At 72.4% G+C, this 13,227-nt stretch carries 11 protein-coding genes and 4 tRNA genes; 8 read left to right on the top strand and 7 right to left on the bottom strand.

The window, feature by feature from the left end; translation table 11 throughout:
• Positions 1-17: 17 nt before the first annotated feature.
• Positions 18-764, bottom strand: coding sequence for an NRDE family protein (locus ARTHRO9V_RS07910; RefSeq protein WP_159826528.1), 747 nt, complete (start codon positions 762-764; stop codon positions 18-20).
• A 178-nt stretch (positions 765-942) separates the two neighbouring features.
• Here ARTHRO9V_RS07910 and coaBC point away from each other — a divergent pair, with 178 nt between their 5' ends.
• Together coaBC and ARTHRO9V_RS07900 are read left to right on the top strand one after the other, a co-directional pair.
• Positions 943-2,280, top strand: a complete 1,338-nt coding sequence (gene coaBC, locus ARTHRO9V_RS07905) for a bifunctional phosphopantothenoylcysteine decarboxylase/phosphopantothenate--cysteine ligase CoaBC (RefSeq protein ID WP_159828551.1) — start codon at positions 943-945, stop codon at positions 2,278-2,280.
• Complete coding sequence (locus ARTHRO9V_RS07900; RefSeq protein ID WP_159826527.1) at positions 2,277-3,770, top strand: serine/threonine-protein kinase; 1,494 nt, start codon at positions 2,277-2,279, stop codon at positions 3,768-3,770. Before coaBC ends, ARTHRO9V_RS07900 begins: the two co-directional genes overlap by 4 nt.
• Before the next feature lie 147 nt (positions 3,771-3,917).
• Here the strand turns inward: ARTHRO9V_RS07900 and ARTHRO9V_RS07895 are convergent.
• The 3 genes from ARTHRO9V_RS07895 to ARTHRO9V_RS07885 form a co-directional block, all read right to left on the bottom strand.
• A tRNA-Val gene (locus tag ARTHRO9V_RS07895) sits at positions 3,918-3,989 on the bottom strand.
• A gap of 81 nt (positions 3,990-4,070) precedes the next feature.
• Positions 4,071-4,144: transfer RNA gene (locus tag ARTHRO9V_RS07890), tRNA-Cys, on the bottom strand.
• A 66-nt stretch (positions 4,145-4,210) separates the two neighbouring features.
• A tRNA-Gly gene (locus ARTHRO9V_RS07885) sits at positions 4,211-4,282 on the bottom strand.
• A 174-nt stretch (positions 4,283-4,456) separates the two neighbouring features.
• Between ARTHRO9V_RS07885 and ARTHRO9V_RS07880 the strand changes: the two genes are divergently transcribed.
• A tRNA-Val gene (locus ARTHRO9V_RS07880) sits at positions 4,457-4,529 on the top strand.
• A gap of 124 nt (positions 4,530-4,653) precedes the next feature.
• Positions 4,654-6,348, top strand: coding sequence for a glycoside hydrolase family 13 protein (locus tag ARTHRO9V_RS07875; RefSeq protein ID WP_123570118.1), 1,695 nt, complete (start codon positions 4,654-4,656; stop codon positions 6,346-6,348).
• Positions 6,349-6,492: 144 nt separating this feature from the next.
• Here the strand turns inward: ARTHRO9V_RS07875 and ARTHRO9V_RS07870 are convergent, their stop codons facing one another.
• Positions 6,493-7,773 (bottom strand): ammonium transporter, encoded by a 1,281-nt coding sequence (locus ARTHRO9V_RS07870; protein WP_123570119.1) that lies wholly within the window; start codon positions 7,771-7,773, stop codon positions 6,493-6,495.
• A 221-nt stretch (positions 7,774-7,994) separates the two neighbouring features.
• Positions 7,995-9,011: a cell division protein ZapE gene (gene zapE, locus ARTHRO9V_RS07865; RefSeq protein WP_159826525.1), complete on the bottom strand. Its 1,017-nt coding sequence runs from the start codon at positions 9,009-9,011 to the stop codon at positions 7,995-7,997.
• A 176-nt stretch (positions 9,012-9,187) separates the two neighbouring features.
• Here zapE and ARTHRO9V_RS07860 point away from each other — a divergent pair, with 176 nt between their 5' ends.
• From ARTHRO9V_RS07860 to ARTHRO9V_RS07850, 3 genes are read left to right on the top strand one after another with little or no spacing between them, the layout of a single operon-like run.
• Positions 9,188-10,087, top strand: coding sequence for a sulfurtransferase (locus ARTHRO9V_RS07860; RefSeq protein WP_159828548.1), 900 nt, complete (start codon positions 9,188-9,190; stop codon positions 10,085-10,087).
• Positions 10,084-10,527 (top strand): SufE family protein, encoded by a 444-nt coding sequence (locus ARTHRO9V_RS07855; RefSeq protein WP_123570121.1) that lies wholly within the window; start codon positions 10,084-10,086, stop codon positions 10,525-10,527. Before ARTHRO9V_RS07860 ends, ARTHRO9V_RS07855 begins: the two co-directional genes overlap by 4 nt.
• Positions 10,524-11,279 carry a dihydrofolate reductase family protein gene (locus ARTHRO9V_RS07850; RefSeq protein WP_159826524.1) on the top strand — a complete coding sequence of 252 codons (756 nt, stop codon included), beginning with the start codon at positions 10,524-10,526 and terminating at the stop codon, positions 11,277-11,279. The genes ARTHRO9V_RS07855 and ARTHRO9V_RS07850 overlap by 4 nt, the downstream gene beginning before the upstream one ends.
• Here ARTHRO9V_RS07850 and ARTHRO9V_RS07845 read toward each other — a convergent pair.
• Positions 11,237-12,481 carry a S9 family peptidase gene (locus ARTHRO9V_RS07845; RefSeq protein ID WP_236556965.1) on the bottom strand — a complete coding sequence of 415 codons (1,245 nt, stop codon included), beginning with the start codon at positions 12,479-12,481 and terminating at the stop codon, positions 11,237-11,239. The genes ARTHRO9V_RS07850 and ARTHRO9V_RS07845 overlap by 43 nt on opposite strands.
• A 109-nt stretch (positions 12,482-12,590) precedes the next feature.
• Here ARTHRO9V_RS07845 and ARTHRO9V_RS07840 point away from each other — a divergent pair, with 109 nt between their 5' ends.
• Entirely contained in the window at positions 12,591-13,187 is a 597-nt protein-coding gene (locus ARTHRO9V_RS07840; protein WP_159826523.1) for a DUF3000 domain-containing protein, read from the top strand.
• Positions 13,188-13,227 lie beyond the last annotated feature (40 nt).

Genomic DNA, 13,227 nt, shown 5'->3' with positions numbered 1-13,227 from the left:
GCGTCGCCACGCGCCCGTCAGCGTCGCGCGATCGCCTCCGCCACCGAGGGGGCGCCGTCGAGCCGCACGTGCCGGTGGGCCACGTCGTCGGCCGAGACGGCGACGGTGCTCAGCGACAGCGAGTGGAAGAGGCGTCCGTCGACCAGGTCGGCCCGCACGAGCGCGTCGTCGTCGTCGGTCGGCAGTGCGCTGCTCTCGCGCAGCAGGTCGAGCCACGGTGTCCAGCTGCCCTCGCCTTCTTCCGCCGTCGGCAGCGGACCGGTCGGAGGCGCGACGTCACGGAACCGAGGCAGCCAGCGGTCGACGCGCGGCACGGACCGGTCGTCGGGGGCGGCGTGCGTGAGCAGGTGCACCCCGGGGGCGAGGCGGGCCGTCTCGGTGGCGGTGCCGTCCCAGACGGAGTGCACCGCGCCTCCTGCGTCGGCGGTGAGCAGGTTGAAGGTGCGGGTCGTCTGCGGCCCGTCGGGAAGGACGCCGTCGGCGGCCGCCCGGAGGGGCAGGGCACCGCGGGTGGTCCATCCCCCGGGCGGCGACGCGGGCGCCTCGTGACGGTTGAGCACGACGCTCGCCCGGCTCGGGCCCCGGGCGGTCGCCAACCAGGCCCCGCCCGCCTCGCGGTCGTGCACCCCGGTCACCCGCTCACCGAGGTCGGGCCACCAGGCGCCCGGCTCGTCCCAGGGGCGGTCGGGCGACTCGTCCCGGAGCCCGAGGAAGACGACGGGCCAGGGCGTGCCCGGCTGGACGGCGACGACGACGGTGCACATGGGGTCCTCAGGGTGGGGGCTCGTCGGGGCGGGTGCCGACGCTCGACCGCGGGATGCGGCATCGTGGGGGGCAACGCTACCGACCCGGCACCGGGTCGGCCGACCGACGCATCGATCGACGAGGCCCACCGTGACGCACGACCACCCCCGCTCCTCCCCCGCCGGCGCCCCGCGTCGCCTGTCCGTCGTCGTCGGCGTGTCGGGCGGCATCGCGGCGTACAAGGCCGTGGGGGTCGTCCGCGGCCTCGTGCTGCGGGGGCACGACGTCCACGTCGTGCCGACCGAGGCCGCCCTGCGCTTCGTCGGGGCGCCCACCTGGGAGGCCACGAGCCGCAACCCCGTGCACACGTCCGTCTTCGACGACGTCGCGGAGGTGCGGCACGTGGCCCTGGGGCAGCGCGCCGACCTCATCGTCGTGGCCCCCGCGACCGCGCACACCCTGGCGAAGATCGCCCACGGGCTGTCCGACGACCTGCTCGGCACGACGATCCTCGCGAGCACCGCGCCGCTCGTCGTCGCGCCCGCCATGCACACCGAGATGTGGCGGAACCCGGCGACGGTCGCGAACGTCGACCTGCTGAGGTCGCGCGGGGTGACCGTCGTCGGGCCGGACGACGGGCCGCTGACCGGGGGCGACGTGGGGCCCGGCCGGCTGAGCGAACCCGACGAGATCGTCGCGGCGGCACTCGCCCTCGTGACCGGCCCGGGCTCCCTCGACGCCCCACCCGCCGCCGTCCCGGGGGCTGGGGACCAGGAGGCGCGGGTCGGTGACCTGGACGGCCTCCGGTTGGTCGTCTCGGCCGGCGGCACCCGTGAGCCCCTGGACCCCGTGCGGTTCGTCGGCAACCGGTCGAGCGGTACGCAGGGGGCGGCGCTCGCCCTCGGGGCGGCCCGCCGCGGTGCCCACGTCACCGTCGTCGCGGCCGCACTCGACGGAGCCGTGCGGCAGACGCTCGAGACGGAGGGGACGATCGACGTCGTCGAGGTCGGCACCGCCCTCGAGCTCGACGCCGCGATGGGCGAGCACGCCCCGGCGGCGGACGTCGTGATCATGGCGGCCGCGGTGGCGGACTACCGGCCGTCGTCGGTGGCCGACGGGAAGATCCGGAAGGACGACTCGGGCGACGAGCTGACCGTCCGTCTCGTCCGGACCCCGGACGTCCTGGCCGGGCTCGTCGCTCGTCGGGCCGTGGGGCAGGTGGTCGTCGGCTTCGCGGCCGAGACGGCCGCCGACCGGGACGAACTGCTCTCGCTCGGGCGCGCCAAGCAGCGGCGGAAGGGAGCGGACCTGCTCGTCCTCAACACGGTGGGCTGGACGACCGGCTTCGGCAGCGACGACACGGCCGTCGTCGTGATCGACGCCGACGGTGACGTGGTGTCCGAGGCCGAGGGGTCGAAGACCGCCGTGGCCGAGACGGTGCTCGACGCCGTGGTGTCCCGTCGGGTCGCGAGTCGGGGGTCGGGTGGCGGCACTCCTCCCGTGCTCCCCGGCGCGTCGACGGGAGCGGGCGCATGAGCCCCCGCGAGCAGGCCGATCCCCGCCTCGGCACGACCGTCGGCGGTCGCTACCGCCTCGACGCGATCGTCGGGCGCGGAGGCATGGGGGCCGTCTACCGGGCGAGCGACCTCGAGCTCGGCCGGGTCGTCGCCGTCAAGCTCTTCTCCTCGGACGGGCACGACGTCCACGACCTCAGCCGCCAGGTCAGCGAGGTGCGCCTCCTCGCCTCCCTCAACCACCCGGGGCTCGTCACGCTCTACGACGCCCGGGTCGAGGGCGACGGCCACGACGACGACGCCTACCTCGTGATGGAGTACGTCGACGGCCCCACCCTGCAGACCGTGCTCGCCGACGGTCCGTTGTCGCACGCCGAGGCCGCGGCGTTGCTCGGCGACGTCGCGGACGGCCTGGCGGCGGTGCACCGCGCCGGCGTCGTCCACCGGGACGTCAAGCCCGCGAACATCCTGCTCGCCGCGCCGCACCACGAGGGCGACCCCCGACGGGCCAAGCTCGCCGACTTCGGCATCGCCTACCTGATCGACTCGACGCGGGTGACGGCCACGGGAACCCTGATGGGCACCGCCGCCTTCGTCAGCCCGGAGCAGGCCGAGGGGCGTCCGCCGGCCCCCGCGTCCGACGTCTATTCGCTCGGGTTGGTGCTGGTCGAGGCGCTGACCGGGCGGCGCGTCTTCACGGGGTCGGTCGTCGAGTCGGTCATGGCCCGTCTCACCCGCGACCCCGAGATCCCGGCCTCGATCGGCTCGGGGTGGGCGGAACTGTTGACGCGCATGACCGCGCGAGCACCCGACGACCGTCCGGCCGCCGCCGAGGTCGCCCGAGCGGCCCGCACGCTGGCCGTCGAGGGCGCCGGGTCGACCGATGCCGTCACGCGCGTCATGGCCGCTCCCGACGTGCCGACGGCTGCCCTGCCCGGCGGCGACTCCCCCACTCGCGTCCTGCCCCGGGACGATGCCCGCACGCCGGTGTTCGGGGCCGGGGCGGCCTCCCGCGCCGACGCCACGGACCTGGTCGCCGACGTCACGGCGGACGACGGGACCCGGAAGCGTCGGCGTTGGCCCCTCGTGCTGGCGGCGATCGTCGTCGCCGGGCTGCTGGCGGCGGGCATCGGTTGGGCCGCCACCCGCGACGGTGGGACGGTCGACCCGACGGAGAGCACGAGTCCGAGCGTCGAGACGGATCCCTCGACGACGCCGTCCGAGTCGTCGGACGTCGACTCGCCGTCACCGTCCGACGACTCCACCGACGACTCACCGGCGGACCCGGCTCCCTCTGACGAGGTGAGCCCCACCCAGGAGGCGCCGGTCGAGCCGACGACGCAGCCGACCGTCGACCCCGTGACGCCCCCGACGGTCGACGTCCCTGGCGTCGACGTCCCCGGAGGGAACAGCGGGCCCGGCAACAGCGGCAACGGCGGCCCGGGTACCAACGGGAACGGGAACGGCCGGGGCAACGGGGTCGGTCTCGGGACGGGGACCGACACCCCCTAGGCGGATGCCGCGGGACGTCACGACCCGTCGCTCGCATCGTGAGGTGGGCGACAGGTCGTGGCCTCTCGGCAGGAGAGGCGGGCCACCCGTGAGAGAAGAAGCCCGGACATGACGAAAGCCCCGGCCGAGGCCGGGGCTTTCTGTGTGTGAGCGATACTGGGATCGAACCAGCGACCTCTTCCGTGTCAGGGAAGCGCGCTACCGCTGCGCCAATCGCTCATGTCTCAACGATCCGAGAATCTTCCCTCGAACCGCACTATTCAATTGCAACATCGAGTCTAGACCTAGGTCTAGATCGAATGGAGGTGGAGACGGGATTTGAACCCGCGTGAACGGCTTTGCAGGCCGGTGCCTCGCCTCTCGGCCACTCCACCATACGAGTAGCCCCCCAGAGGGAGGCCACCAGTCGGTGGACCACCCTCTGGTGAGCATTACACTCGAGCGGATGACGAGATTCGAACTCGCGACCCTCACCTTGGCAAGGTGATGCGCTACCGCTGCGCCACATCCGCATTTCGCTTTGCATTTCTGCGTGCAAAAGAACAATACCCACACCCCGGGGCAGAAACCAAATCGAGGGAAGTTCGTGTCTTGATCGATCACGGGGCAGCTCACGACGGTGCCCTCGACGACCGGCCGAATGGCGTTCGAGCACCGCGATGCACTAGCATCGTCGAGTCCCACACGGGCGATTGGCGCAGTTGGTAGCGCGCTTCCTTCACACGGAAGAGGTCATCGGTTCGAGCCCGGTATCGCCCACGATCATCATCGAGAGGCCCTGCTCCTGCAGGGCCTTTCGTCGTTCCTGGCCCGCGATCCCCGGCCCGGTGCCGCGGTCGGGGCATCGACGCCGCCCGCTGCCGAGACGTGGCATCCTCGCCCCATGACCGACTCCCCCACCTCCCGCGCCGCCGCGACCCGCCCGACGCCCGTCCCCGACGCCGACTGGTGGCGGCAGGCTGTGGTGTACCAGGTGTATCCGCGCAGCTTCGCCGACGCGAACGACGACGGCATCGGTGACCTGGCCGGCGTGACCTCGCGCGTGCCGTACCTGCAGCGGCTCGGGGTCGACGCCGTCTGGCTGAGCCCCTTCTATCCGTCCCCGCTCGCCGACGGCGGGTACGACGTCGCCGACTACCGCGACGTCGACCCCCGCCTCGGCACCCTCGACGACTTCGACGAGATGGTCGCCGCCCTCCACTCGGCCGGGCTGAGGGTCGTCGTCGACATCGTCCCGAACCACACCTCGAGCGACCACGAGTGGTTCCGTGAGGCGGTGGCGTCCGAGCCCGGCAGCGCCGCCCGTGGCCGGTACGTGTTCCGGGACGGCCTCGGCGAGGGAGGAGACACTCCCCCGTCGACCTGGGTCTCGAACTTCGGCGGTGGCGCCTGGACCCGCCTGCAGCGCCCCGACGGCACGCCCGAACAGTGGTACCTGCACCTGTTCGCCCCCGAGCAACCCGACCTCGACTGGAGCAACCCCGAGGTCCGCACCGACTTCGAACGCACGCTGCGGTTCTGGTCGGACCGTGGCGTCGACGGATTCCGGGTCGACGTCGCCCACGGGCTCGCGAAGGACCTCACCGAGCCCCTCCGCGACGCGGCCGAACGTCAGGTCCTGCCGGTCGACGGCAGCGATCCGCTCTACGACCGTGACGAGGTGCACACGATCTTCGAGGGGTGGCGCCGGGTCCTCGACGAGTACGACCCGCCCCGGAGCGCCGTGGCCGAGGCCTGGGTGCAGCCCGAGCGGGTGCCGCTCTACGCCCGCCCCACCGAGCTCGGCCAGGCCTTCAGCTTCGCCCTGACGCGCGCCGACTTCGACGCCGACCAGTACCGGACCATCATCGCGTCGACCCTCGAGCAGGCGGCCGTCAGCGGGGCGACGAGCACGTGGGTGCTCTCGAACCACGACGTCGTCCGTCACGCCACGCGCTACGGCCTGCCGAAGGGGCAGGACCTGGACGCCTTCGTGCTGAGCGACGGTCGCCGACCCACTCTCGACCCCGATGCGGGCCTCCGTCGGGCCCGTGCGGCGACGCTGCTCATGCTCGCCCTCCCGGGTTCGGCCTACGTCTACCAAGGAGAAGAACTGGGCCTCTTCGAGGTGGCCGACCTGCGTCCCGACGACCTGCAGGACCCGGTCTGGGTCCGCACGGGCCACCGGCGCAAGGGTCGGGACGGCAGCCGGGTGCCGCTGCCCTGGGACACGAGCGAGCCCGCCCTGGGCTTCGGGGACCACGCCCCGCACCTGCCGCAACCCGAGTGGTTCGAGGACCTCGCCGTCTCGGTGCAGGACGACGAGGACGAGTCCACGTTGTCGATCTACCGGCGCGCCCTCGCCCTCCGCCGCGAGCTGCAGAGGGGTGAGGCGTTCCTCTGGGCAGACGGCACCTCAGAGGACGTCGTGCACTTCTCCCGCCACGAGGGGTGGCACTCGCTGACGAACTTCGGTGGCGGCCCGGTCGACCTGCCGACCGGAGCACGCGTCCTGGCCTCCAGCGAACCGTTGCACGACACGCTCGCCGGCGTCACCGAGGTGCCGGGCGAGACCACGGTCTGGTTCTCGCTGACCTGAGACCCGGGCCCGGTCCGACCGGGCGACCACCCGCAGGAGGCGCGGTGCGACGCGGTCGCGCACCGCGCCTCCTGCCTTCTGCCGCGGCCTGGACGCGGAACGGCCCCAGTCCGAGGACCGGGGCCGTTCGTCGTGCGACGTGGGTCAGGCGCGCGAGTTCTCGAGGACGTAGCCCTCTTCACCGTGCAGGGCGAGGTCGATGCCGGCCACCTCGTCCTCGTTCTTCACGCGGAAGCCGATGGTCTTCTCGATGACGAAGCCGATGACGAAGGCCAGGACGAACGAGTAGAGCATGACGGCCAGGGCCGAGAGGGCCTGGATGCCGAGCTGCGTGAAGGTGCCCGAGAAGATGAGGCCGGTGTCGTTCGCGAAGATGCCGAGGTACAGCGTCCCGATGAGGCCACCGACGAGGTGGATGCCCACGACGTCGAGGGAGTCGTCGAACCCGAGCTTGAACTTGAGGTCGATGGCGAGGGCGCAGACGGCACCCGCGACGACGCCGAGGACGACGGCCCACCCCGGGGTGAGGGCGGCGCAGGCCGGGGTGATGGCGACGAGGCCGGCGACGGCACCCGAGGCGGCGCCGACCGAGGTGGCCTTGCCGTCCTTGAGCTTCTCGACGACCAGCCAGCCGAGCACGGCGGCGGCCGGTGCGGCGATGGTGTTCAGGAACGCCAGGGCGGCCACGCCGTCGGCCGCGAGCTCGGAGCCGGCGTTGAAGCCGAACCAGCCGAACCAGAGCAGCCCGGCACCCAGCAGGACGAAGGGCGGGTTGTGCGGCTTGTCGGCACCCTTGGCGAAGCCGACGCGCTTGCCGAGGACGAGTGCCAGGGCGAGGGCCGCGGCACCGGCGTTGATGTGGACGGCCGTGCCGCCGGCGAAGTCGATGACGCCCATGGCGGCGATCCAGCCACCGACGGTGTTGCCGTCGGCGTCCTTCGTGAAGTTGAAGACCCAGCTGGCGACCGGGAAGTAGACGACCGTGGCCCAGACGCCGGCGAAGATCATCCACGCCCCGAACTTGGCCCGGTCGGCGATGGCGCCCGAGATGAGGGCCACCGTGATGATCGCGAAGGTGGCCTGGAAGGCGGCGAAGGCGATCGTGGGGTAGGCGCCGGTCGGGTCCAGGCTGTCCTCGAAGGCGGCGCCGAGGCCGAGGTTCGCGACGTCGAGGCCGATCAGGCCCTGGATGCCCACGAAGCTCTCGCTCCCACCGGGGATCGAGGTCGGGTTGCCGAAGGCGATCGCGTAGCCGAAGAGCACCCACAGGACGCCGATGAGGCCCATCGCGCCGAAGCTGAGCATCATCATGCTGATGACGCTCTTGGCCTTGACGAGGCCGCCGTAGAAGAAGGCCAGGCCGGGGGTCATGAGCAGCACGAGTGCCGCGCAGATCAACATGAAGGCGGTGTTGCCTTGGTCCATGGGTGGGTCACCTCTCGAGTTTCGGAGCCGGGGAGGCACCGACGTCGAGGTCGACCGTGTGGGTTCACGGGCTGTGGTGACGAACGCTCTCGTCCGGTGCGGCCCCCAGTGTCGCGGGGAGAGGTTTCGGGCCGTGTGCGGGATTGTTTCCCCGATGTAACACGATTCGGGCGCAGGTAAACAACGTGTTACCGGATGCCCGGTGCGGGGTGGGGATCTCGTCAGAGCGAGGTCAGGGCCACCAGGCGCGACACGGCGCGCAGGTACTTCTTGCGGTAGCCGCCGGCGAGCATCTCGTCCGAGAAGACGTGGTCGAGGGGCGTGCCCGAGGCGACCACCCGGATCTGCGCGTCGTACAGGCGGTCCACGAAGGCCACGAGGCGCAGGGCGTCCACCTGGCTCGTGAGGACGTGGACGTCACGCAGCCCCACCGCGTCGAGGTCGTCGACGAGCTTCACGTACTTGCTGGGGTGGACCGTCGCGAGGTGGGCGACCACCCCGTCGAAGTCGTCGAGCGACACGGTCCCGCCGAGGCCGGCCGCCGCCGCGTCGACGTCGTCGACCACGTGCGCCCGGGCCTCGACCTCGCGACGTCGGTAGTCGTCCCCGTCGATGCGCAGGGTGAGGAACTTGTCGCTCAGCCCCTGGATCTCGCGGAGGAAGTCGGCGGCGGCGAACCGGCCCTCACCGAGGGCGTTGGGCGGCGTGTTCGAGGTGGCGGCGATGCGCGTGCCGTCGTCGGCCAGGTCGCCGAGCAGTCGGGTCATCATCATCGTGTCGCCCGGGTCGTCGAGCTCGAACTCGTCGATGCAGACGAGGGCGGCGCCCTTCAGCTGCGACGCGGCCCCGGCGTAGCCGACGGCGCCGACCAACGCGGTGTACTCGATGAACGTGCCGAAGTACCGCCGGCCGGGCGTGCGGTTCCAGAGGGCGGCGAGCAGGTGGGTCTTGCCCACGCCGAAGCCGCCGTCGAGGTACAGGCCGGGACGCACGGCCGGGGCAGCCGGCTTCTTGCGGAACAGGCCCCTCCGCGGCGCGTCGGGACCCGCGCCTCCGAACGCCGTCACGGCGGCCACCGCCTCGGCCTGGGAGGCGAAGGCCGGGTCGGGACGGTAGTTCTCGAGCGAGGCCTCCGCGAACTGACGAGGAGGCACGAGTTGCGTCACGATCTCGGCCCCCGTGATCGTCGGGGTGCGGTCGCTCAGCGAGACGAGGGTGCTGACGGATTCGGGGGGCATGGGCGCGGCCTCGCGGTGGGGTGGGCGGGGATCTGTGTCAGAGTCGTACGGTTCCCGGGCGACGGTCACGCGGCATGCGTAACCTCGACGGGGCCGACCAGAGGCGATCCTACGCCGCCGGGCACCACGCGTCGCCCGGCGTCGGCTCCACCCCGACCCCCGCACAAGGAGACACCATGGCCGTCGAGCACGACACGTCCGCCCGCTTCGGCGAGTACGCCCATCCCGAGCGTCTCGTCGGCACCGAGTGGCTGCAGCAGCACCTCGGCACCCCCGGGCTCGTCGTCGTCGAGTCCGACGAGGACGTCCTCCTGTACGAGACCGGCCACATCGTCGGCGCCGTCAAGATCGACTGGCACCTCGACCTCAACGACCCGGTGCAGCGCGACTACGTCGACGGCGAGGGCTTCGCCGCGCTGATGAGCCGCAGCGGCATCACGCGCGACAGCACGGTCGTCATCTACGGCGATAAGAACAACTGGTGGGCCGCGTACGCGCTGTGGGTCTTCTCGCTCTTCGGGCACGAGGACGTCCGTCTGCTCGACGGCGGCCGCGCGAAGTGGGAGGCCGAGGGACGCGACTACACGACCGAGGCGCCCGAGGTCGAGGCCACCGACTACCCCGTCGTCGAGCGGGACGACAGCGTCATCCGCGCCTACAAGGACGACGTGCTGGCGCACCTCGGCAAGCCCCTGATCGACGTGCGCTCGCCCGAGGAGTTCTCCGGCCAGCGCACCACGGCCCCGGCCTACCCCGACGAGGGCGCTCTGCGGGCCGGTCACATCCCGAGCGCCCAGAACGTGCCGTGGGGCAAGGCCGCGGCCGACGACGGCACCTTCCGGCCGCTCGCCGAACTCGACGCCATCTACCGCGACGGGGCGGGCCTCTCCGACGGCGACGAGGTCGTCGCCTACTGCCGCATCGGTGAGCGGTCGAGCCACACCTGGTTCGTCCTGACGCACCTGATGGGCTTCGAGGACGTGCGCAACTACGACGGCTCCTGGACCGAGTGGGGCAGCGCCGTGCGGGTCCCCATCGTGCAGGGCACCGAGCCGGGCGAGGTGCCGGCCCGGTGACCGACGCGGCCCTGCCCGAGGCGCTCGTCGAGATCCGCGAGGAGTTCCTCGCCCTCGACGTGCGGAACCGTCTTCAGTTGTTGCTCGAGTTCTCGAACGAGCTGCCCGAGCTGCCCGCCCGGTACGCCGACCATCCCGACCTGCTCGAACGGGTGGTCGAGTGCCAGTCCCCCGTGTTCCTGTTCGTCGAGGTCACCGACGGTCGGGTGCACCTGCACGCGACGGCACCGCGCGAGGCGCCGACGACCCGGGGCTTCGCCTCGATCCTCGCCCAGGGGCTCGACGGACTGACCGTCGAGCAGGTGCTCGACGACGTCCCCGACGACTACCCGCAGACGATCGGCCTGACCGAGGCCGTGAGCCCGCTGCGCATCCGCGGCATGACCGCGCTGCTCGGCCGCGCCAAGCGTCAGATCCGCGAACGGACCGCCGTCGCGTGACGCTCCGGGTGCTGCACGCCCTCGGACGTCCCGGCGACGTCGGGCTCGAGCTCGAGATCGACGAGGACTCGACCCCCGCCCGGATCCGCGAGCTGTACGCCCCGCCGAGCGAGACGTGGCTGCGACTCAACCTGATCGCGGCGGTCAGCGGTGACGCCGCGGGGTCCGACGGCACCTCCGAGACGCTGAGCAACGCCACCGACCGCACGATCCTGGCCGCCATCCGCTCGCTCGCCGACGGTGTCCTCGTCGGTGCGGCGAGCGTGCGCGCCGAGGGCTACCGGGTGCCGAAGTCCTCGCGACTCGTCGTCGTCACGGCGTCGGGCGACCTCTCCGGCCACCGGATGGACCCGGCCGAAGCCGAGCGGGTCGTCGTGGTCTGCCCCGAATCCGCGCGGGCACGGGTCCGCGAGACCCTCGGTGAGGCGATCTGGGCGACCGCCCGCGTGTTGACGGCAACCGACGACGGCGGCCGGTTGGAGCCCGCCGCGATCCTCCGGTGCCTGCGCGAGCAGCGCCTCCGTTCGCTCGTCTGCGAGGGCGGCCCCTCGCTCGCCGGGCAGTTCCTCCGGGACGGCCTCGTCGACGAGCTGTGCCTGTCGACTTCGCCGGTCGTGATCGGCAGCGGCCTGCCCGTCTTCGGTCGCGAACGTTTCGACCCGGCGTCGCTCGTCCTCGGCCAATTGCTGGTCGACGAGCAGAGCACGCTCTACGCGCGGTGGTCGGTGGACGGTGGACCCGCGAGTCGCTGACGGTCGAGCCATCGACCGATCGCCCCCTCGAACCGCTCGGGGTCGAGGTTCCAGAGCTTGGTGTGCCGGGCGACGTCGAACACCTCGAAGGTCACGATGTCGGGCCGCGCCTCGGCCAGCGCGTGTGACGCGGTGGACGGCACGAAGCCGTCGTCGTCGCTGTGCAGCACCAGCACCGGGAGGTCGAGCTCGCCCGCGCGCGAGACGAGGTCGAGCCGGTCGAAGTCGATGGGCTCGGCGCTGCCGGCCAGCCGGCAGAGCAGGGGCGACCCCAGGAGGCGCAGCACCAGACCCTGGACGACCCCCGGCACCCGCATGGCCGCGCCCTGGTAGGCGAGCGTCGTCCGCCAGTCGACGACGGGCGACTCGAGCACGAGACCCGAGACGGCGCCGCGCAGGGTGGAGCGGGTGGCGGCCTGCAGCACCAGCGCTCCACCCATGGACCAGCCCATCAGCACGACGGACCTCGCCCCGTGGTCGAGGGCGAACCGGATCGCCGCCTCGACGTCGCGCCACTCGGAGTCGCCCAGCGCGTAACGGCCGTCGGGCGAACGGGGCGCCTCGCCGTCGTTGCGGTACGACACGAGGAGCGAGGTGAAGCCCTCTCGCCGGAAGACCGGTGCCGCACGGATCGTCTCGGCGCGCGTCACCCCGCGACCGTGAACCCCGATCATCCACGGGCCGTCGAGCCCGCCCTCGGCGGGGACCAGCCAGGCGGGCGCCGGACCGACCTCGGTGTCGACCACGACCTCGTCGGCCGTGAGGCCCGCGTCGTGCGGCGTCGGGTACAGCCAGCCGCCGATGCGACCCCGGTGGGCGCGCCGCAGGCCGGATGCCTCGACTCCTTCGACGCCCCCGACGCCGTCCTCGTGTTCGACCCGACGTTCGACGTACCGGCCGTCGTCGTGCACCACCTCGCCGATGCGGGCGTGCCCTCGGCCCCGGTCGTACCAGAAGCTGTAGCGACCGGGGAGGCGCGTGTCGGGCGTCGAACGCAGGGTGATCGTCCCGGCCACGGCGTCGTGGGCCTCGATGCGCACGTCGTCGCGTCGCCTCCGGGCAGGGGTGACGATCTTCCGGGCCATGGCGACGATCCCCGAGACGATGGCTGTGGACGACACCACCACGGTGCCCCCGACCGCGATCAAGACGACGGCGAGCGGGCCGACGCCCCGTCGACCGGTGGATGCGGGGCGGTTCACGGGCGGCTCCTCGGACGGCGTGAGATGGAGCGGGGAGACCTGTGGATCTGCTGAGCCGGGCGCGGCGTGCCGCGGGGGTCGCCCTCGGGATCGACCCTAGTCTTCCAGGGTGTCCGAGATCCCCCCGACGTCGACCCGCCCGCCCGCGTTCGCCGCGGCCGTCGAGTCCGTCCACCGTGCCGCCGCGCGGGACGCCCTCACCGTGACCGAGATCCCCGCTCCGAACGGCCTCGCGCCCCACGCCCTGGCCCTCGCCGGGGACGTCATCGGCGCGTCGGGTCGCCCGGACCCCGACCTCGGCACCGGACGCTTCGTGCTGCTCTACGACGACGACGAACCCGAGGCGTGGGGCGGACCCTTCCGGGTCGTCAGCTTCGCGCAGGCGCCCCTCGAGACCGAGATCGCCCTCGATCCGTTCGTGGCCGACGTCGCGTGGTCCTGGCTCGTCGACAGCCTCGACGCCCGCGGTGCCGTCTACGACCAGGCATCGGGCACCGCCACCAAGATCCTCTCGACCGGATACGGTGAGCTGGCCAGCCACGGTGACGGGGCCCAGCTCGAACTCCGGGCGTCCTGGAGCCCCGCCACCACCGACCTGGCCCCGCACATCGAGGCCTGGAGCGAGCTGATCTGCACGCTCGCCGGCCTGCCCCCGACGGTCGAGGGCGTCACCCTCCTCGCCTCGAGGCGGGTCGGACGAGACTGAACCACCGGAACAGAACAGCGCCCCCGGAGAGAACAGCGGA

Origin of the sequence: Frigoribacterium sp. 9N, from assembly GCF_902506305.1 — a bacterium.
In the GTDB taxonomy this organism is placed as follows: domain Bacteria; phylum Actinomycetota; class Actinomycetes; order Actinomycetales; family Microbacteriaceae; genus Frigoribacterium.
Note: the sequence above shows the minus strand (reverse complement) of the source record. Positions and strands in the feature narration are given on the sequence as shown.